Genomic DNA, 20,562 nt, shown 5'->3' with positions numbered 1-20,562 from the left:
CACCATCATGCATCCGATACGCCGTTACAGCACCATTCAGCTTCGCGGTGGGAAACATTGTGTCCATGCGACATGGGGGGCGAGAGTGTGGTGATGAGGTTGGCTATCGTTCTTGCCCTGGTGGCAATCGGCGCGTCTCCTCGTCATGGTGGGCCGGAAGGCATTACGTCCGACACGGTCATGCAGCATCTTGATCTGGCCTCTTTCGGAAACCGGGGCGTAAGATGGGCGGAGGATGGCAAACATACTTTCGCAGACAATGGCTTTGTGGTCGTGCGGAAATCGGCTGTTTCAGCCACGCTGATCCGCAAATCGGATGGCCTGACCAAGAGCTTTGACATTCTGATCGATGACAAGCACAGCTTGCGCCTGTGCTTTCATGATAAATGGGTCGTGATGCCTCACAGCCCTGCGCCAATGCGTTTCGACTACACCACCGCGCTGTTCATATGGCGTGCGGAAGGGCGACTGTGGAAGGCAGAGATCAACCCGGGCGGGTTTGTGGGGTGCGTCAACAATCCCCCTGTCGAGCGTGATCTGTCGCCGCCTCCGTCTCAGCCCAGCAGCCCCATGACCAGCCTGATCAATGCGATCGCTCCCCGCGGTCATTATCCGCAACCCTGACTGCTTGCAGCATACCTTCCCCATAGCAGACCTCCGCCACCCACACCGGAAACCCACGCGCTCCATTGCCGGACCCGGCAAGAGACGTTACGCTGTCCACCCCAACCCCTGACGAGCGGATCGCATGCGCATCGGCCTTTCGATCCTGACCAGCGCCCAGCACAACATCTGGAGCAATGGCATCGGCCAGAATGTCTATCATCTGGCCCGCCTGCTCGAAGCGCTGCCCTTTGTTGAGCAGGTGCTGCTGGTCGACACCGGCGACGGCGGCCCTCCCGGCGATGCCGGGGCGGTGGGCGCGCGCTATGCGATGCTTTCCCCTCAGGAGGCCTTTACGGCGCTCGATGTCGTCATCGAGGTATCGGGCGCGCTAGACCCCGATTGGCTGAGCGCCTTTCGCGCGGGCGGGGGCAAGGCTGTCTATCTCAATTGCGGCCATCCCTATATGGATCTGGTCGAGCCCGATCTCTTCGGGCGCAACGACTATTTCCCGCCCATCGAGCGCAGCGACGAAATCTGGCTGCTCCCCAAGGACCGCGCCTTTACCGCGATGATGCGCAGCCTCTATCGTTGCCCGGTGCATGAGCTGCCCTATCTGTGGTCGCCGATGTTTCTGGAGCAGAAGGTGGCCGAGCTGACGGAAAAGGGCTCGCATTTCGGCTATCGCGAAGGGATGCTGGGGCAGGGGCTGCGGCCCGCGCTTTTCGAGCCTAACCGCTCGGCGGGCAAGATGAGCACCATTCCCTTCCTCATTTGCGAGACGCTGGAAAAGGTCGATCCGGGCCGGATCGCGCATCTCACCTATCTCAACACCAGACATATGACAGAGCATCCCGTTTTTGGCGCGCTGGTGGGCGGATCGCGGCTGGCGCAGGAGGGCAGGGTCTCGCTGGACGGGCGGCAGTTTGTCGCCAGGGTGCTGGCCGAGACGGCCAATGTGGTGGTCTCTCACCAGATCGACTGGGGGCAGAATTATCTCTATCTCGACGTGCTTTACGGCAATTATCCATTGATCCACAATTCGCCCTTCTTCGCCGATGTGGGCTATTATTATGAGGGCAATGACATTGCCGCGGGCCTTGGCTGCCTCACCCATGCGCTGGATCTGCACGATCAGGAACTGGCCTTTCATGAGGCGCGCAACCGCCGCATGATCGCCTCTGTCTCGCCCGAGGATGCCGCCAATCAGGAGGCCTATGCCCGCCGCCTGCTGGCCCTGACCAGCAGCGAGCAACCCGCATGAGCCATACCCGTTCCTTGCGCATCGGCATCGCGCTGGACCTGAGCGCGACTGCCCCGGGCCTGTGGGATGGCGATGCGCTTCAGGCAGGGGTCTTTCTGGCCATGGTGCTGCTGCGCTGCACAGGTGTGGCATGCTGCGTGGCACTGGATGCAGCACCCGGGCGGGAAACCGATCTGCTTGAAGCCTCCGCCCGCTCGCCGCTGCCGGTGGTTAGCAGGCATGAGGCGATGCAGAGCCTCGATCTGATCATTGAAATGGGCTGCCGTCTGCCCGAAGACTGGACCCATGATTTCTCGGCCAAAGGCGGCGTGCTGGTGGCCCAGCGCATCACCGGCGATCTGATCGCTGACAGTGAGGCCATGGCCTTCGCTTGCCCCACGGCCCTGCTGCCCGCCCCCAATTTCTATCGCGAGATCTGGGTCTGGCCCGCCTATGCGGCGGCCAATGGCAGCTATCTTCATTACACCACGCTGGCCCATGTGCATGTGGTGCCCCCGCTGTGGAGCCCGGCCATTCTGGAGCAAAGTGCCAGCGAGCAGGGTGTCCTCTGGCGTTACGCACCGGGGCGCAGATCGTGGCGTCTGGCCATTCTCGAACCCAACCGGTCGACTGCGGCATCCTGCCATCTGCCGCTGATGCTCTGCGATGCCGCCTACCGCCGTCAGCCCGAGGCGGTGGAGAGCATCTGCGTGGGCGACAGCGCCGCGATGATGGAAGGCCAGCATTTCTGCTACTTCGTCGACAGTCTCGATGTGGTGCGCCAGCGCAAGGTCCAGTTTTTTGACGCCATTCCCGGTTTCGCCATGCTGGGCAGCCGCGCCGAGGCGTTGATCAGCCACCATTGGGGCATGGGGCAGAGCTATCGCCATTATGAGGCGCTGCATGGCGGCTTCCCGCTGATCCACAACGCGCCTTTGCTGGGCGATTGCGGCTATCGTTACAAGGATTTCGACCCGGAGGACGGCGCCGAAACCCTGCTGAGCGCCTTGCGCCATCATGATGACGATCTGGCCGCCTATCGCGACAAGGCCGCCCGCTTGCTGGCCGAGCTCGATCCGGGCGCGGACCGGCAGGTCAAGGCCTATGAGGCGCGCCTCGCGGCCCTGTTCCCGCCGGATTGATGCCCCTGCGGCTGCTGTGCGAGCTTCCCGGCTGGACATCGGGGAGCACTGCGTACACCATCCGCCAAAGCCGCCTGCGCGAAGCGCCGGAGCAAAAAAGACGGGAGAGTCAAAACAGTGAACGCCACGCTGATCAAGGGTGTGTTTGTCGGCGGCCTTTCGGGTTTGCTCTTCGGTTTCGATACGGCGGTCATCGCGGGCACCACGGAAGGGTTTCGCACCGCCTTCCATCTCGATGCCACTTCGGTGGGGATCACCGTTTCGGCGGCCTTGTGGGGCACGCTGATCGGCGCGCTGGTGGCGGGCAAGCCGGGGGATCGTTTCGGGGCGCGTTCCGTGTTGCGGGCGATTGCCGTGCTGTACTGCCTGTCGGGGCTGGGCTGTCTGCTGGCTGCCGACTGGACCATGCTGCTGGCCTGCCGCGTGATGGCGGGGCTGGCGGTGGGCGCCTCATCCGTGCTGGCGCCGGTCTATCTGGCCGAGATCGCGCCTGCCAGACAGCGCGGGATGATGGTGGGCATGTTCCAGCTCAACATCGTGCTGGGCATTCTGCTGGCCTATCTCAGCAATGCGGTGGTGAGCTCCATCCTGCCGGGGCCGGGCGCCTGGCCGGTGAAATTCGCGGTGAGCGCCGTGCCCGGCGCGCTGCTTCTGCTGCTGATGTTCACCATCCCTGACAGCCCGCGCTGGCTGGCGGCGCGCGGGCGCCGGGGCGAGGCGCTTCAGGTGCTGGGTGCCTTGGGCGTCACCGATCCCGAGGGCGAACTGGCCAGCTATGACCGGGTCCATGCCGCACCGGGCGGGCGCCTGTCCTGGGCGGCGCATCGCAAGCCGATGCTGCTGGCTTTTGCGATCGCCGCGTTCAACCAGCTTTCGGGCATCAATGCCATTCTCTATTATCTCAACGACATCTTTGCAGCTGCCGGTTTCGATCAGCTTTCGGCGGATCGTCAGGCGGTGACCATCGGCCTGTGCAATTTCCTCTTCACCGCTCTGGCCCTGACGGTGATCGACCGTCTGGGGCGGCGGACGCTGCTGCTGATCGGCGCGGTGGGGCTGACGCTGGCGCTGGCTGGCACGGCAGCGGTCTTCCTGACCGGACAAGGGCAGGGTTGGCTGCTGTGGCTGCTGATCGCCTTCATCGCCTTTTTCGCCTTCAGTCAGGGCGCGGTGATCTGGGTCTATATCAGCGAGATCTTCCCCACCGCCGTGCGTGCCCGCGGGCAAAGTCTGGGCTCATCGACGCATTGGTTCATGGATGCGATCATTGCCATGGCCTTCCCGATTGTGGCGGCACATACGCGCGGGCTGCCCTTTGTCATCTTCGCGCTGATGATGGCGGCGCAGTTTGTGGTGGTGTGGTTCTTCTTTCCCGAAACCAAGCAGCGCTCGCTCGAAGCCATCGAGACGTAACGGGATCTAGTCCAGCACGGTGATCGGCGCTTGCGTCGAGTGGCGCAGGATCAGGTGAGGGGTCAGCATCATGGCGGGCGGGGCCTCACCCCTGATCTTGGCGATCAGCGTTTCGACCAGCATCGTGCCTGCATGGGCCGGGTCTTGTGAAATGGTGGTGAGGGGCGGGCTGGTCAGAGCGGCGATGGGAATATCGTCGAAGCCGACGATGCCCAGATCATGGGGGATGCTCAGCCCGGCCTCCTCGAAGGCGCGCATCGCGCCCACCGCGATCAGGTCGCAGGCAGCAAAGACTGCGTCGAAATCCATATCGCGTTCAAGCAATTGCTGCGCAGCACTGTAGCCTGAAGCCTCATTGGTCTCCGCGCTGACGCACAGCGCCGGATCTGGCGTGACACCGTTGGCGCGCATGGCATCGCAGGCGCCGCGATAGCGCTCCTCGATCTCGGGCGCGCGGCTGGAGGCATCGCCCAGAAAGGCGATGCGCCGATAGCCGCGATCGAGCAGATGGCGCGCGGCCAGTTGTCCGCCCAACCGGTTGTCGCAGCCGATGGTGCCATCGGGATTTTCGGCATTCACCGCGCCCCAACGCACGTAGTGGGTGCCCTCACGCTCCAGCAGGGCCAACTTGTCGCGATAGGCTTCATAGTCGCCATAGCCCAGCAGCATGATGCCATCGGCCTTGTGGCTGTCTTCGTAATCGACATGCCAGTTGCGCGACAGTTCCTGGAAAGAGGCCAGCAGATCGTAACCTTGCCGCGAGCAGGCGCGCGAGATCGCCCCCAGCATCGAGAGGAAGAAGGGGTTGATCTGGCCATCCTCAGGCGCGGATTCTTCGAAGAACAGCAGCGCCAGCGTCCTGGTGGTGCCCGACCGCAGGCGCGAGGCATTCTGGTCCACGGCATAGTTGAGCTGGGCGGCAATCGCCTCGATCCGCTTGCGCGTCGCCTCGCTGACCGAGGGATGGCCGCGCAGCGCGCGCGACACGGTGGGCTGCGAGACACCGGCGCGCTGCGCAATATCGAAGGATGTCGGCTTATAGGTCATCGCGGAACCCTGTCTGCTTCGGGCCGGAAATCTAGCAGCCGGGCAAGGCGCTGAAAAGCGGGCGCGGCATACCTCCGTTACTCTGCGTAAGCCACTGTGACCAAAGACACACCAATAGCGATAAAGATGCAACAGCTCGGGCCGTCAGCAACGGATCGTCATCGCATAGCAATGGTATACGTATGTCATCTTCTTCTCAAAACCGCAGCGCGGGAGCAGTCATTTTGACGTGCCCCGGAGGTGAGGGGCGGGCGAATGAACCGCTGAGCGATGGTTCAAGAGGCCAACAGGGAGGGATTATGACCAATATTTTCGGGCGCTTGCGCGCCACGAGCCTGTCGTGCAACGCGCTGAAGGCCGGCGTCGCCGGTATGGCTGTGGCCATGGCCGTGCCCGCCTGGGCGCAGGCTCCGGCACAGGCGGCGCAGGATGCCGCACAGACCACGCCTGACAACACCACGCAGAGCGCCAGCGCTGGCGAAGCCACCGGTGCGGACATCATCGTCAGCGGTTACCGCCAGTCGGTGGACAATGCGATCCGCGTCAAGAAGCTGTCGATCGCCGTGGTCGAGACGGTGAACGCTGAAGACGTCGGCAAACTGCCCACCAATTCGATCACCGATGCGCTGTCGCAGCTGCCGGGCGTGACCGCCCAGCGCCTCGACGGGCGTTCGGACGTGCTGGCCGTGCGCGGTTTCGGCCCGAACTTCACCACGACGCTGTTCAATGGTCGCGAAATCGCCACCATCGCTGACGACCGCGGCTTCCAGTATGACCAGATCCCGGCCGAGCTGATCAACCGCGCCGATGTGGTCAAGACCGCTTCGCCCGACATGATCGCGCAGGGCGTGGCGGGCACCGTCAATCTGATGACGATCGATCCGCTGGCTCAGAACCACCGCATCCTGACCGTTTCGGGCAAGTTCGAAGGCAATGCCTATGCCAAGGAAGCGCCCGATGTGACCCATCGCGGCTACCGCGTGACGGGCATTTATGTCGACAAATTCGCCGATGACACGCTGGGCGTGGCGCTGGGCGGCACGTTGCTGTCCTCGCCTCAGCAGGAGCGGCAGTATCAGAACTGGGGCTATCCCACCGATGCTTCGGGCAATTATCTGCCGGGCGGTGCCAAATACTTCGCCACGGGCAACATCGAGACCCGCCAGTCGGTCTTCGGCAGCCTGAAGTATCGTCCGAATGACAAGCTGCAGCTGTCTTTTGACGGTTTCTACTCGCATTTCCGCACCGTCCAGCAGCAGCGCGGGCTTGAAGTGCCGATGTCCTATGGCTCGGGCACGCTGGTGCCCGGCTCCACCACGATCAGCAATGGCGTGGTGACTCAGGCCAGCTACAGCAATGAATATGCGGTGCAGCGCAACAACTACAACCAGCGCAATGCCCGCACGCTGGAACTGGGCGGCAATGCCAAGTATAATTTCTCGGAAACGCTGCATCTCAATGTCGATGCCAGCTATTCGCGCGCGCATCGCCGGGATACCAATCTCGAAACCTACACCGGCACCTGCTACAATGCCTATGTGACCAAGTCGGCCTCGTGCCAGCCTTCGACGATCACTGTGACCCAGCAGCCCAACGGCGTCTACAATCTGTCGAGCACGCTGAACTACAACAATCCCACCGCCGAAGTGCTGACCGATCCGCTGGGCTGGGGCTATAACGGCACCTCGCCGGTGGTGCAGGCCGGCTTCCTCAACGCGCCTGACTATGTCGATGACATCAAGGCGCTGCGCACCGATCTGGAAAAGGATCTGGGCGGCGGCTTCTTCAAGAGCATCAAGGCGGGCGTGTCCTACAGCGTTCGGTCCAAGACCGCTGACTTCAAGTCCTATTTCCTGACGCCCGGCGCCACCAATGCCACGACCCAGCTGGCGCTGCCCAGCTCGATCCTGCTCGGCGCGGTCAGCCCCTATGGCTACAATGGGCAGACGCTGGCCTATGATCCGCTGGCTGCCGAAGGCCTGCTGACCAGCACCTTCGACAACCGCCCCTCCTCGACCACCCGCGACTGGCTGGTGCGCGAGAAGGTGTGGAGCGGCTACATCATGGCCAACATCGACAGCGAGGTGAGCGGTGTGCCCCTGAAGGGCAACATCGGCGTGCAGATCGTCAACACCAACCAGTACTCCACCGGCCAGTCGGCGTCGCTGTCCTCCACGGGCGCGGTCACCTATTCGCCGGCCTATGGCGGCGCGAAATACACCTACTTCCTGCCCAGCTTCACGCTGAAGGGCGAGGTGATGCACAATGCCTTCGTGGTGATTTCGGCCTCGCAGTCGATGTCGCGTTCGGAACAGGCCTATGAGGCCGTGCCGTTCCAGATCACCTACAACACCACCACCGGCGGCAATGCGGGTTTCAGCTTCAGCGGCACGGGCGGCCTGCCTTCGCTGCGGCCTTACCTGTCGACCAACTTCGACCTTTCGCTGCAGAAGTATTTCGCGAATGGTTCGGGTCTGGTCTCGCTTTCGGCCTTCTACAAGAACCTGACCAATTTCGTCGATCCGGTCGGTTCCTATGTGACCACCATCTCGCCGGCTGCTGCGGCGGCGATTTCGGGCGGGCAGGCGGCCAACAACCAGGTGCTGGTGACGGTGCCGAACAATGCCGGTCGCGGCTATGTTTCGGGCTTCGAAATCCAGGCGGAACTGCCGTTCTCGGCCTTCTCGCGCTCGCTGGATGGTTTTGGTCTGCGCCTGAACGGCACGCATAACATCAGCTCGGTCAGCTTCTCGCCTCCGGGCGGCGGCGTGCTGCAGACGGTGACGGTGCCGGGTCTCTCGGCCTGGACGGGCGTGGTGACCGGCTATTACGAGAAGCACGGTTTCTCGCTGCGCACCACCTATCAGTATCGCAGCAGCTTCCTCGGCCTTTCGACCACGGTGGAGCAGGCTGAATCCTACAACATCACCCGCGGCGAAGGTCTGCTGAGCGCGCAGATCGGCTATGAGTTCCAGCAGGGCCCGCTCAAGGGCTTCAGTGTGACGCTGACCGGCTCGAACCTGACCAACGCACCTTTTGAAAACTACTATGCCATGACCAAGCTGCCCATCAATTACGAGACCTATGGGGCAACCTATTCGATCGGGGCTTCCTACAAGTTCTGATCGAAGGGTAAGGTGAGATAAGGGGCGGCGCGTCGGGCAAGGTCTGGCGCGCCGTTCTGTTTAAGGCGCAGCGTGTGGGAGTGGGCATGCAGGACATCACCATCATCGGGGGCGGCACGGCGGGCTGGATGGCGGCGGCGATCCTCTCGCGCTATCTGACGAAGCACTGGCGCATCACGCTGGTCGAATCCGAGGAAATCGGCACCGTCGGCGTGGGCGAGGCGACCATCCCGCAATTGCAGATCCTGCATCGCGCTCTGGGCATCGATGAGGCCGAGTTTCTTGCTTTCTGCAAAGGCACCTACAAGCTGGGGATCGATTTCGTCGGCTGGGGCGATGAAAACAGCCGCTATATCCATGCCTTCGGCGAGATTGGCAGGCCGCTGGGGCTGGTGCCTTTCCATCATTACTGGCTGCGCGGGCAGAAGCTGGGGATCGCCAAGCCGCTGACAGCCTATTCGCTGAACGCCAGCGCGGCTTACGCGGGCAAATTCCAGCATGGCGTGCCCGCCACTGGCGCGCCGCTGGGCGGCCTTGGCCATGCCTTCCATTTCGATGCCAGCCGCTATGGCCAGTTCCTGCGCGCCTATGCCGAAAAGCGCGGTGTAAAACGGATCGAGGGGCGCATCACCAAAGTCACCCGCGATGGCGAGAGCGGCGATGTCACCCATGTCACGCTGGCGAATGGCGAGGAGGCGCGCGGCGATCTGTTCCTCGATTGCTCGGGCTTTGCCGGGCTGCTGATCGAGGGCGCGCTGGCCACCGGCTATGAGGACTGGCGCCACTGGCTCCCCTGCGATCGCGCCCTTGCCGTGCCCTGCGCCAATGCGCCCGATCTGACGCCCTACACGCGCTCCACCGCGCGCGAGGCGGGCTGGCAATGGCGCATCCCGCTGCAAAACCGCATCGGCAATGGCCATGTCTATTGCAGCGCTTTTACCAGCGACGATGCCGCGCAGCAGACCCTGCTGGACAATCTGGACGGCGCCCCTCTGGCCGATCCCAAGCCCCTGCGCTTCACCACCGGTCGGCGGCGCAAGATGTGGAACCACAATGTCGTGGCGCTGGGGCTGGCGAGCGGCTTTCTGGAGCCGCTGGAATCCACCAGCATCCATATGGTGCAATCCGGCGTGGAGCGCTTGCTGAAATTCCTGCCTCAGGGTGCGATTGCCCCCGCCGATGTGGACAGCTTCAACGTTCAGGCCGCCTTTGAATTCGAATCCGTTCGCGATTTCCTGATCCTGCATTACAAGCTCAACCGCCGCCCCGAGCCTTTCTGGCGCGCCTGCGCGGCGATGGATGTGCCCGACAGCGTCACCACCAAGCTGGAGCTGTTCAAGGCCAATGGCCGCATCACCCGCCAGAGCGAGGAACTCTTCGCCGAGGTCGGCTGGCTCCAGGTGCTGCTGGGGCAGGGGCTGACCCCGCAAGGCTATCACCCGCTGGCCGACCAACCCAGTGACGGCGAATTGGCGGAATTCCTCAAGCTGCTGGAAACCGCCGTCAGTCGGCAGGTTGCGGGCATGCCGACCCATGCCGAGGCGATCGCCCGCTCGGCACCAACCACAATGATAACAACACGCGGCTGATTTTGGAGAGCTTCCCATGCCTAAACACCTGACCTCTCTTGGCCGCATGATCGGGCTGCCCGCCCTGTCACTGTCCATCCTGTCACTGGCCAGCCTGCCCGCCCATGCCGCAACGGCTCCGCTGCCCCTTACCGAGGGCGTCACCACGGTGAAGCATCCGGCATGGGCCCGCTCGGCCAACATCTATGAGGTCAATGTTCGCCAGTACACGCAGCAGGGCACCTTCCGCGCTTTCGAGCAGCATCTGCCGCGCCTGCGCCGCATGGGCGTCGATATCCTGTGGCTGATGCCGATCAACCCGATCAGTCAGAAGATGCGCAAGGGCTCGCTGGGCAGCTATTACGCCGTCCGCGATTACAAGGCGGTCAATCCCGAATTTGGCAATCTTGCCGATCTGCAGCATCTGGTGAAGGCCGCCCACCGCCAAGGCTTCAAGGTGATCCTCGACTGGGTGGCCAACCACACGGGCTGGGACAATGTCTGGGTCGATCAGCACCCCGACTGGTACAAGCGCAACGCCAAAGGCGAGCTGGAAGGCTATCACTACACTGATCCCAGCGACCATCATGAGGAGGTCTGGGCCGATGTGATCGGTCTGGATTATACTAAGCCTCAAGTGCGCGCCGGGATGATCGACGCCATGGCCTATTGGGTGAAGACCGCCGACATCGACGGCTTCCGCTGCGATGCCGCCTGGGCCGTGCCGACCAGCTTCTGGAACGAGGCGCGCCCCGCGCTGGACAAGATCAAACCCATGTTCATGCTGGCCGAGGCCGACACGCAGGATTTGCAGCTCCACGCCTTCGATATGAGCTATGACTGGTCGCTCTACCACACCATGGTCAAGGTGGCGAAGGGCGAGGGCGACGCGCGTGATCTGGCGAAGCTCTATACCGATCCGGCGCGACGCTATCCCAGGGGCGCCTGGCGCATGACCTTCACCAGCGACCATGACGAGAATTCCAACGCGGGCACAGACCGCGAGCTTTATGGTGACGGGGTCGATGCCATGACCGTGCTGGCGGCAACCTTGCCGGGCATGCCGCTGATCTACAGCGGTCAGGAAGCGGGTCTCGACAAAAGGCTGGCCTTTTTCGAGAAGGACAACATCCCCTGGAAGGTGGACGGTCGCGCCAGGCTTTACGCCCAACTGCTGCGCCTGAAGCACCAGCACCCCGCGCTGATGAGCGGCATGGAGCCGGGCAATCTGCAACTGATCGAGACCGGCAACCCCAGGCTCTTTGCCTTCCGCCGCATCAAGGGCCGTAATCGCGTGACCGTCGCCGTCAACCTCTCGGCCACGCCGGGCACTGTGGTGCTGGGCGGGCGCAAGGTCACGCTGAAGGGCTGGGGCTGGTCGATCAACTGACGAGGCTTGCCTTGACATGGACTCATGCCCCGGGGTATCGCCGGGGCATGAGCAAGACCTTCCTCCGCGCCGGGATGTATTATTACCGCTGATCAGCGGTTGGTCTTGTGTCGTCCTTCAACCGCTGCCTGACCAGCGGTTGCATCATCCAGAGCAAGGCAGGTTCGGCAGCTTTCTTACGAAAGCACAGTCTTGTGATCTGGCCCGCCTTATCGGAACGACCCTCGCTCGGCATCATCGGTTTTGGTGCTTTCGGGCGGTTGATTGCCGCGCATCTTCGGGATTTCACCCGGATCTATGCCACGGATGAATCGCCCATGGCCGATGCGCCTGCGGGCGTGACGCTGACCGATCTTGCCGAGGTCTGTGCCTGCGATATTGTGGTTCTGGCGGTGCCCGTGTCTGAACTGGGCCCGATCTGCCGAGAAATCGCGCCTCTGCTGCGCCTCGGCGCGTTGGTGCTGGATGTCGGCTCGGTCAAGGTCGAGCCTGCGCGGATCATGGAGGCCGCGCTGCCCGGCCATGTCTCGGTGATCGCCACCCATCCGATGTTCGGGCCGCAGAGCATCAAACACGGCACGCGGGGGTTGAAACTGGTGCTGTGCCCGATCCGGGGCGGCGGAGAGCGCCGCATGGCCGCCTTTCTGCGCAAGGCGCTGGGCCTGCGGATCATCCGGGCCACCCCCGAGGAGCATGACCGCGAGGCCGCCTTTACCCAGGGCCTCACCCATCTGATCGCTCGCGCCCTGCTGCCTCTGGAAGCGCCGCGCCGCATCACGACACGCAGCTTCGATCTGCTGTGGGAGGCGGTCTCGATGGTCCGCCATGATGCCGCCGGCGTCACCGCCGCGATCGAGAGCAGCAATCCCTATGCCACCGGCGCAAGGCAGGCCTTTTTCGCGGAGATGGATGCGCTGCGGAGAGAATTGGGCTGAAGGCGAGAGCCCGATCAGTGATCCTGATTGCGCCAATGCGCGAAAGCCTCGGTCCGGGCGATTTCGCGGATGCAGGCATGGTTGATCAGGCCATCTTCGGTAATAATGTCGAAGAGATAATGCTCATCACTGGGTTGTTCCAGAACATGGGCAATGGCTTCGCCCAATGTCGGGTTTTCATCATGATTGGATGTTATTCCCAGTTTCATAAACAGGACAGGACTGTCAAAGCATCGCGATCCCATAATGCCGCATCCTTCTGCGTGATCTCTTGATCCTTACGCAATCTTCCCGTGATTGCACTTAGGTAACAACCGAGGGTGAATCATGGTTCCATGCCCGAAGGGGCAGGGTGCACAGCCTTGCCTGAGGGCCGCTTGCTCCTGCCGGATCGGATTACGGCCTGATCTGGCCGCTGCGCCACATGCAACAACGGCAGCAGGCATCGCGCGTCTCCGCCCTGTTCCCCGCTCAGCCGACCTGCTGAAGCGACGAAATTCCCTTGCGCACCTCCTTCTCTTGTCCGGTCACCGCGCAAAAAATCGGACCGGCAAGCCCATGGCTGCCGGTCCGATCCTTGTTCCAGTCTCAGGCGTTACTGTGCCGCGCTGCTGACCAGCCCCTTGCCATCGGCCTGACCGGAAAGCTGGGCGGCGGGCATGGTCACATTGCCCGCGCCGGTGCTGACCACCAGGCTGCTGACCTTGCCGCTGCTGTCAGCCACCACCTGCTTGACCTTGCCCAACTTGTCGCCATTCAGCGAGCGGACCACCATGCCCGGCTTCACGCCCGTCGCGCCGCTCAGGCCCGCCGCGCTGCTGCCCGCCAGCGCCAGGCTGGAGTTAGCCGCAGTTCCGGCAATCGCCGCCGAGCCCTTGGCCGCGCCCATCGCCGTGGCCGAGGTGCCGCTGACGGCCTGCTTGCCACGGCTGGCCAGAGCCTGACCGGTGCTGGTGGCGGCAGAGCGCGTCTGGCTGACGGTGTCGCTTGCGGTCGAGCGGGCCGATTGCGCGGTGTTGCGCACCGCATCGGTGCCCACCAGCTGCGCACTGGCGCTGCCGCTGCCCGAGGCCTGACCCGAACCGGCCAGCGAGCTGGTAGCCGAATTCAGCGGGGTGCTGGCGGTGTTGGCCAGATTGGCCGAGCCGCTGGCCGAACCGCTGCGGTCCGCGCTCACCTTGCCGGTCTTGCGGTTGACTGACTGGCTGCCGCTGCTGGTCACAGTGCCGGTGGCGTCACCGGTGGCATTGTCGGCGATGTGCTTGCTGTGCGAGCGGACGGTGCTGGTGGTGGAGTCCATCGTGCTGTTCATCGTGCTGCCGATGGAGCCCGCGCCGCCGAAGCCGCCGCCAAGGCCACCGCCAATGCCGCCGAGGCCGCCACCCAGACCACCACCCAGGCCGCCCCCAAGGCCACCATGGCCCCCCAGCAGCTGGGCGTGAGCAGGCATGGCCACAGCGCTCATCGTCAGAGCGAGAGCAGCCAGCGAAAGGGAAGAAAAGCGGTTCATGGTTCATCTCCTGATGTCTGGAGCAGGTCCGTGATGTCCGGCTCTGAGAGATGAACGAGAGGTCTTTTCCGTTTAATCCGCGGCGCTGACGATTTTTTCGAAAATTTTTCAAAAATCTTTGTCCAGCAATATTTTGCTGCGTCTTAAAAATCTCTTTGCTGCGTGTTTTTCAGATGCCCTTGCGGCAGGACGCACACAAAATGCCGCGTCCGGTGCGGCGGTTTTTGTCGGTCGCCTCATTGTCGGCACGCTGCAGAATGGTGCTGGTGCCGCCGCCAGCTTGCCCCAATGCGGCAAGGCGTGCGGCCACCAGCGGCGCGGCAAAGGATGTGCCGCGCAGCTTCTGCACCTTGCCGCCTGCACCAATGGCGGTGAGATCGGCGCCGGGGGCGGCGTAATCCAGATGGCTGGCGCGCCCGGCCTCGAACAGCACCTGACCGCGCCCGTCCACGCCCGTCACCGCCACCACGTCCTTGTAGGAGGCCGGGAAGGCGGGCGGGGCGGCGGCGCCATCATTGCCGACAGCGGCGGTGACGATCATGCCGCGCGCCTGCACTGAGCCAATGGCCCTGGCCAGCAGCGGATTGGACGGGCCGACAAGGCTGATCGAGACCACCGGCACGCGCTGCCCCGCCATCCATGCCAGCGCTCGCGCAATGGCCAGCGCATTGCCGCCCGCCGGATCGCGACCATAGACATCGGCGACAACGATATGCGCCGTGCCCGCGCCTGCCAGCAGCGAGGCAATGGCCTCGGCATGGGGATTGGGCACGGGGCCGCCGCTGGCGAAGGCGCTTTGCGCGGTGATGCGCGGGCCGGGTGGGACGCCGCCGTCGATGATGCCAACCGTGCCGCCGCGTGGGGTGGGGGCTGTTGGCGCTGCGTTCCCGGAGGGATGCGTAGCGCCGCTGGGGAAATGGATCTGGTCGGCGCTGATCTCCTTGCCGGGCAGCAGGTGCCGCAACTGGCGCAGCGCGGAGGCAAGGTTGGTGCCTTGCGGCGTGGCAAGGCGGGCATAGGCGATGCCGAGGCCATCCAGATCGCCCTGCTCGATCAGCCTGTAGCCTGCGGCGTTCGCGCCTGACAAAGCCGCAGCATCGGGGTCGAGCAGCAGCACCTCATGCGCGCGCGCGGGCTGGCCGGTGTCATCGGCCTCCACCGTGTTGCGATGGCTGCGCAGGAAATCTCCCAAGCGGTTGAGGCGCGCATCGGCCAGTTGGGTGAGAGTGCCCAGCGCGCCTGTGGCGGCATTGGTGAGAGGGCTGGTCGCGTCGCGCAGTCCATTGCCCAGACGGTCCACCGTGCCCTCCACGCCCTCGATCCCGCGCCCCGCGCCGCCCGGCAGGCTGATCTGGGCCTGCAGCCCGGCGCCTGTCGTCAACAGGGTGGCCAGCAGGCAGAGACGAAGCCATTTCGATGCTCTGTTCCGCGATCTGTTTCTCATGGGCTTGTTCCCGGATTGAAAAAATTGCAGGCTCGCGGATGAAACGCAATCCTGCATCCGTTTCATCCGCAAGCAAGGCAAAAAGGCGTGGCATCAGCGCAATTCGGTGAGAACCTGGTCAGATTGCTGCCTCAGATGAGGCGCTTCGCCCGGGGGCTGGCCCGCGATGGCGCTGACGGCGACGACCTGTGTCAGGCGACGATCGAACGCGCGCTCAAATCCAGCCATCTGTGGCAGGAGGGGACGCGGCTGGATGCATGGGTGTATCGGATCATGCGCAACATTTGGATTGACGAGACCCGCGCGCGCAGCCGCCGCGCCCAGACCTTCGCTCCCGAGGAAGAGGGCGAAAACGTGGGCGTGCCGGGCGACGCCGCCATCGAGGCCCACGCTGAAATGAGCCATGTCGACCGCGCCATGGCTTCGCTGCCTGCCGAACAGCGCGAGGCGGTGATGCTCGTGCTGGTCGAGGGTTTTGCCTATAAGGAAGCCGCAGAGATCATCGGTTGCCCCATGGGCACGCTGACCTCGCGGCTGGTGCGCGGGCGTGAGGCCCTGATGAAAGCGCTTGGAGAAACAGGAGAGCAGCCATGACGATCACGCAGGAAGAGATCATGGCCTATGTCGATGGCGAGCTGGATGAGGCCGCGCGTGGTCGCGTCACGCTGGCGGCGCTGGCCGATCTGGATCTGGCCGACAGGATCGCGGCCGAGCGGGCCTTGAGGGAACGCCTGAAGGCCCATTTCGCACCCGTGGTGGAGGAGCCTGTGCCCGCCGCATGGGTGGAGAGCATTCGCGCCGCCACGCCGCCTGCTCCGGTGATCCATCTGGCTGCGGAACGCGCCCGGCGGGCGGCGCCCGCCCCGCGTTGGCGCACGCCGGCATGGGCCGGGGCGGCGATGGCGGCCTGTCTGGCCATCGGCGTGTTTGTCGGGGCGCAGTGGCATGGTGCGCAAGGGGGTGGCGCGCAGGGGCCGATTGTGGCCGAGAAGGGCGCTCTGGTGGCCTCGGGCGATCTGGGGCGGGCGCTTGATACGCAGCTGGCATCCGCCGATGGGAATGCGCCGATCCGCATGCTGGGCACCTTCCACCGCGAGGGTGGTGATCTGTGCCGGGTGTTTGCCGGGGCTCAGGCCTCGGGCATTGCGTGCCATGATGGCGGGCAGTGGCAGCTGCAGCATGTGCTGCCGGGCAGCGCCCCTGCCGAGCAGAGCGCCTATCGCCAGGCCGGATCGCAGGATGGCGCGTTGATGGCGCTGGCCCAGAGCATGGCTCAGGGCGATCCGCTGGATGCCGCTCAGGAAAAGGCGGCCAAGGTCAAGGGCTGGCGCTGAGCTTTATGGTGCGGCGGATCATCGCGGCGCTGCTGCTGGCCTTCAGTGTGACGCCCGCTCAGGCGCAGGCGCCTGCCGCATCCCCGGGCCCCAGCTTTGCCTGCACCGCCGGGCAGGGCGGGATCGAGGCGGTGATCTGCGCCAGCCCCACGCTGTCAGCGGCGGATCGGGAGATGGCGGCGCTTTATGCAGTCAGCAAGGTCAGCGCTTTTGGCAGCGGGCCGTCCAACCAGCTGGAGGACCAGCGCGAGGCGGTGAAAGCCATGCAGGCTTGCGCCAGACCCTCGGGCCGCACGAGCATCGCCGCCTGCCTTCAGGGCGCCTATGATGAGCGCAACAAGGATCTGGCCATCGCCGCCGCAACGCGCGCGCCCGATCTGGCCCTGCCGGTGATCCGGCGGCTCGATCCTGCGTTTGCGCCGGTGGTGGAGGCGGTGGTGCTGTGGTCTTCGGAACCGGATGGCGCGGATTGGTCCGCGCCGGTGCGGGCGGGGAAGCGGGCGCGGATTGTCGGCCTGCTCCAGCCGGTGTTGCAGGATTTCCTCACGCAGCAGGACCCGCAGTTCGCGCGCGGCATGCTGGACAGCGCCACCGGTGAAGGCGCGGTGAAGCGGGCCGAGGACCTGCTGACGTCGCCCGATCGTTTCGTGGGCTTCCTCAATGTGCTGGGCCCATCGCTGGCCGGGGATGGCAGTGTTGGGTCTCGCGAAATGCCCTGCGCGGCCATTGTGGCCCATCCCGGGCTGCTGAAGGCGACGGACTCGGTCTATGGCGCCACGCCTGACAATTTCGTGTTCAACACCGATTGCCGGGCCAGCCTGCCGCCCTTGCCTCTGCTGACGGCTCTGGATGGCAAGGTGTGGAAGACATGGCCGATGTGCGACGGCACGATCCGTTTCGCAACCTATCGCCAATATCGCAGCACGGTGGATGAGGCCCGGCTGGGATTGGCCGGGCATGATCCCAAGGCGGTTCTGCCTGCCGTGCGCGGTGTGGCTTGGCGCGATATCTCCGCAGCGCGCGGGGAGCTGGCGGCTTACTATGTCCGCTATCTTGGCAGGACGCAGGCGCAGGCCTCGCAGATGGCCACAGATGCTTTGGCGGCGATGCTCAATGCCGCCCATGAGTGTGACTGAAGCATCGTGCGAAAAAGTGGGAACCGGTTTTTCGCATCAAACGATGCGGCAACACATCCAAAGCATCGTGCGAAAAAGTGGGAACCGGTTTTTCGCATCAAGCGATGCGGCAACACATCCGAAGCATCGTGCGAAAAAGTGGGAACCGGTTTTTCGCATCAAACGATGCGGCAACACATCATCAGCCCGCGGGTAACAGCAGTGCTTTTTCCTGACGCACAATGTCGGTCAGCCAGTCGCTGACGGCGCGGATGCGGCGCAGGCTGCTGGTGTCCTGATGGGTGACCAGCCAGAAGCTGCGCAGGATCGGCCTTTCGGGCAGCACGCGGGTCAGCGTCGGGTCAGCGTCGCCAATAAAGCAGGGCAGCACGCCCACCCCCGCGCCCGAGGCCAGCATGCGATGCTGCGCCAGGATCGAGGAGGAGCGCAGATCGGCGCTCATGCCGGGCGCGATTTCCGACAGATAGTTGAGTTCGGGCGCATAGAGCAGGTCAGGGATATAGCCCGTCAGCCGGTGGCTTTGCAGATCGGCTGGCCGCCTGATGGGCGGCTGGGCCTGCAGATAGGCGGGGCTGGCATAGAGGCGCAGCGCATAATCGGCCAGCTTGCGCGCGATCAGCGGCCCCGCCTTGGGGCGTGAGAGCAGCACGGCCACATCGGCCTCCCGCTTGGAGGGGCTGAGGAAACCGCTTGAGGCCGCCAGATCCACGCTGAGGTCCGGATGGCTGGCGGCGAAGGCACCCAGATGGCGCGCCACGATGCAACTGCCAAAGCCTTCCGAAACGCTGATCCGCACGCTGCCTGACACGCCCTTGCCGGGCGTGGCGGGCTCGATCCCGCTGGCGGCCTGCGCCATCTGCTCGATGGCGAGCAGCAGCTTGTCTCCGGCCTGGGTGAGGATCTGGCCCTCGCGCGTCTGCTCGAACAGCGTGGCGCCAAGGCGGGCCTCCAGCTTGCGCAGGCGGCGTCCCATGGTGGTGGCATCCATGCCCGCCAGTCGCCCCGCACGCGCCAATTGCCCGCTGCGGGCGATGGCGAGGAAGGCCTGGTAGTCGCTCCAGTCGATGTCCTGCATATTTGCAGGTCATAGCAGCAAATTTGTAGCCTTGCCCGCAATTTCAAAGGGCGTAAGCCTTGGCACAAAGAGACAGATGAGAAGGATGCAAGGCATGCGCTTGATCGATCATGTGATCGCCGGTGGCGGGCCGACTGTCGGCGGTCGCCGTGGCCCGGTCTTCAACCCCAGCATTGGTACGGTGCAGGCCGAAGTGGCGCTGGGCGATCGTGCTGTGCTGGATCGCGCGGTGGCGGCGGCTCAGGCGGTGCAGGGCGAATGGGCGGCCACCAACCCCCAGCGCCGCGCCCGCGTGATGTTCGAGTTCAAGCGGCTGGTCGAGGCCAATATGCAGGATCTGGCCGAACTGCTGGCCAGCGAGCATGGCAAGGTTGTCGCCGACGCCAAGGGCGACATTCAGCGCGGGCTGGAGGTGATCGAGTTCGCCTGCGGCATCCCCCATGCGTTGAAGGGCGAGTACACGCAGGGCGCCGGGCCGGGGATCGATGTCTATTCGATGCGTCAGCCGGTTGGCATCGGGGCGGGAATCACACCCTTCAACTTCCCGGCGATGATCCCGATGTGGATGTTCGGCGTGGCCATCGCCTGCGGCAATGCCTTTATCCTCAAGCCCTCCGAGCGTGATCCTTCGGTGCCGGTGCGCCTTACGCAGCTGATGCTGGAAGCTGGCGCGCCCGAAGGCGTGCTACAATGCGTGCATGGCGACAAGGAGATGGTGGATGCCATCCTCGACCATCCGGCGATCGGCGCGATCAGCTTCGTGGGATCGTCCGACATTGCCAATTATGTCTATCAGCGCGGCGCGGCCAACGGCAAGCGCGTGCAGGCGATGGGCGGGGCCAAGAACCATGGCATCATCATGCCCGACGCCGATCTCGACCGGGCGGTGGGCGATCTGGTGGGCGCGGCCTTCGGCTCGGCGGGTGAACGCTGCATGGCGCTGCCCGTGGTGGTGCCGGTGGGCGAGGGCACGGCGGAACGCCTGATCGACAAGCTGCTGCCGGAAATCGAGGCGTTGAAGGTCGGCACCAGCCTCGATCCCGCGGCGCATTACGGGCCGGTGGTCAGCGCCCAGCACAAGGCGCGTGTCGAGGACTGGATCGCCAAGTGCGAAGCGGAAGGCGGCCAGATTCTGCGCGATGGCCGCAATTTCACGCCGCAGGGCCATGAGGACGGCTTCTATGTCGGCCCGACGCTGATCGACCATGTGACGCCCGAGATGGACAGCTATCACAACGAAATCTTCGGCCCCGTGCTGCAGATCGTGCGCGCGGCGGATTTCGAGACGGCGCTCTCGCTGCCCAGCAAGCACCAATATGGCAATGGCGTGGCGATCTTCACCCGCAACGGCCATGCTGCGCGGGAATTTGCCGCAAGGGTCAATGTCGGCATGGTGGGGATCAATGTGCCGATCCCGGTGCCGGTGGCCTATCACACCTTCGGCGGCTGGAAGCGCTCTGCCTTTGGCGACACCAACCAGCACGGCATGGAAGGTGTGAAGTTCTGGACCAAGGTGAAGACCGTGACCTCGCGCTGGCCGGATGGTTCGGCGGAGGGCGGGAACGCCTTTATCATTCCGACCATGGGTTAAGGGAGA

The 20,562-nt window shown here is 64.2% G+C and carries 17 protein-coding genes; 12 read left to right on the top strand and 5 right to left on the bottom strand.

All coding sequences use genetic code 11. The annotated features are described in order from the left end of the window. Positions 1 to 87: 87 nt before the first annotated feature. From HGK27_RS11380 to HGK27_RS11365, 4 genes are all read left to right on the top strand, one after another. Positions 88 to 624: a hypothetical protein gene (locus HGK27_RS11380; RefSeq protein ID WP_206240646.1), complete on the top strand. Its 537-nt coding sequence runs from the start codon at positions 88 to 90 to the stop codon at positions 622 to 624. 124 nt (positions 625 to 748) lie between these two features. Next, a complete protein-coding gene (locus tag HGK27_RS11375; RefSeq protein ID WP_206240644.1) occupies positions 749 to 1,867 on the top strand; it encodes a DUF2827 family protein in 1,119 nt (372 codons plus the stop codon). Further along, complete coding sequence (locus HGK27_RS11370; protein WP_206240642.1) at positions 1,864 to 2,988, top strand: DUF2827 family protein; 1,125 nt, start codon at positions 1,864 to 1,866, stop codon at positions 2,986 to 2,988. The genes HGK27_RS11375 and HGK27_RS11370 overlap by 4 nt, the downstream gene beginning before the upstream one ends. 117 nt (positions 2,989 to 3,105) lie before the next feature. After that, the gene (locus HGK27_RS11365; protein ID WP_206240641.1) at positions 3,106 to 4,401 is read left to right on the top strand and encodes a sugar porter family MFS transporter; all 1,296 of its coding nucleotides are present in this window, start codon (positions 3,106 to 3,108) and stop codon (positions 4,399 to 4,401) included. 6 nt (positions 4,402 to 4,407) lie between these two features. Here the strand turns inward: HGK27_RS11365 and HGK27_RS11360 are convergent, their stop codons facing one another. Then, a complete protein-coding gene (locus HGK27_RS11360; protein WP_206240640.1) occupies positions 4,408 to 5,448 on the bottom strand; it encodes a LacI family DNA-binding transcriptional regulator in 1,041 nt (346 codons plus the stop codon). A gap of 299 nt (positions 5,449 to 5,747) precedes the next feature. Here HGK27_RS11360 and HGK27_RS11355 point away from each other — a divergent pair, with 299 nt between their 5' ends. From HGK27_RS11355 to HGK27_RS11340, 4 genes are all read left to right on the top strand, one after another. Next, complete coding sequence (locus HGK27_RS11355) at positions 5,748 to 8,573, top strand: TonB-dependent receptor (protein ID WP_206240639.1); 2,826 nt, start codon at positions 5,748 to 5,750, stop codon at positions 8,571 to 8,573. Between the two features lie 86 nt (positions 8,574 to 8,659). Beyond that, entirely contained in the window at positions 8,660 to 10,162 is a 1,503-nt protein-coding gene (locus tag HGK27_RS11350) for a tryptophan halogenase family protein (protein WP_206240637.1), read from the top strand. A 16-nt stretch (positions 10,163 to 10,178) separates the two neighbouring features. Beyond that, the gene (locus tag HGK27_RS11345) at positions 10,179 to 11,531 is read left to right on the top strand and encodes an alpha-amylase family glycosyl hydrolase (protein ID WP_206240636.1); all 1,353 of its coding nucleotides are present in this window, start codon (positions 10,179 to 10,181) and stop codon (positions 11,529 to 11,531) included. Positions 11,532 to 11,725: 194 nt separating this feature from the next. Beyond that, the gene (locus HGK27_RS11340) at positions 11,726 to 12,466 is read left to right on the top strand and encodes a prephenate dehydrogenase/arogenate dehydrogenase family protein (RefSeq protein ID WP_206240635.1); all 741 of its coding nucleotides are present in this window, start codon (positions 11,726 to 11,728) and stop codon (positions 12,464 to 12,466) included. Positions 12,467 to 12,480: 14 nt separating this feature from the next. Here HGK27_RS11340 and HGK27_RS11335 read toward each other — a convergent pair whose 3' ends face one another. The 3 genes from HGK27_RS11335 to HGK27_RS11325 form a co-directional block, all read right to left on the bottom strand. Then, positions 12,481 to 12,711: a hypothetical protein gene (locus HGK27_RS11335; RefSeq protein ID WP_206240634.1), complete on the bottom strand. Its 231-nt coding sequence runs from the start codon at positions 12,709 to 12,711 to the stop codon at positions 12,481 to 12,483. A 350-nt stretch (positions 12,712 to 13,061) separates the two neighbouring features. Next, positions 13,062 to 13,976, bottom strand: a complete 915-nt coding sequence (locus tag HGK27_RS11330; protein WP_206240632.1) for a hypothetical protein — start codon at positions 13,974 to 13,976, stop codon at positions 13,062 to 13,064. Positions 13,977 to 14,145: 169 nt separating this feature from the next. Next, positions 14,146 to 15,420: a S8 family serine peptidase gene (locus HGK27_RS11325; protein WP_206240631.1), complete on the bottom strand. Its 1,275-nt coding sequence runs from the start codon at positions 15,418 to 15,420 to the stop codon at positions 14,146 to 14,148. 135 nt (positions 15,421 to 15,555) lie between these two features. On the opposite strand from HGK27_RS11325, the gene HGK27_RS11320 reads away from it, so the two are divergent. The 3 genes from HGK27_RS11320 to HGK27_RS11310 are packed head-to-tail and all read left to right on the top strand — an operon-like array spanning position 15,556 to position 17,890. Next, positions 15,556 to 16,014, top strand: coding sequence for an RNA polymerase sigma factor (locus HGK27_RS11320; protein ID WP_241127050.1), 459 nt, complete (start codon positions 15,556 to 15,558; stop codon positions 16,012 to 16,014). Further along, complete coding sequence (locus HGK27_RS11315) at positions 16,011 to 16,754, top strand: anti-sigma factor family protein (protein ID WP_206240629.1); 744 nt, start codon at positions 16,011 to 16,013, stop codon at positions 16,752 to 16,754. The genes HGK27_RS11320 and HGK27_RS11315 overlap by 4 nt, the downstream gene beginning before the upstream one ends. Before the next feature lie 5 nt (positions 16,755 to 16,759). Next, positions 16,760 to 17,890 carry a lysozyme inhibitor LprI family protein gene (locus HGK27_RS11310; RefSeq protein WP_206240627.1) on the top strand — a complete coding sequence of 377 codons (1,131 nt, stop codon included), beginning with the start codon at positions 16,760 to 16,762 and terminating at the stop codon, positions 17,888 to 17,890. Between the two features lie 181 nt (positions 17,891 to 18,071). On the opposite strand, the gene HGK27_RS11305 is transcribed toward HGK27_RS11310, so the two are convergent. Next, positions 18,072 to 18,965, bottom strand: a complete 894-nt coding sequence (locus HGK27_RS11305; RefSeq protein ID WP_206240625.1) for a LysR family transcriptional regulator — start codon at positions 18,963 to 18,965, stop codon at positions 18,072 to 18,074. Positions 18,966 to 19,059: 94 nt separating this feature from the next. On the opposite strand from HGK27_RS11305, the gene HGK27_RS11300 reads away from it, so the two are divergent. Continuing rightward, positions 19,060 to 20,556, top strand: coding sequence for a CoA-acylating methylmalonate-semialdehyde dehydrogenase (locus HGK27_RS11300; RefSeq protein ID WP_206240623.1), 1,497 nt, complete (start codon positions 19,060 to 19,062; stop codon positions 20,554 to 20,556). Positions 20,557 to 20,562: the final 6 nt, after the last annotated feature.

It is taken from the genome of Novosphingobium terrae (genome assembly GCF_017163935.1).
Lineage (GTDB): Bacteria > Pseudomonadota > Alphaproteobacteria > Sphingomonadales > Sphingomonadaceae > Novosphingobium > Novosphingobium terrae.
The sequence above is the reverse complement of the archived record's forward strand: the minus strand, read 5'-3'. Positions and strand labels throughout refer to the sequence as shown.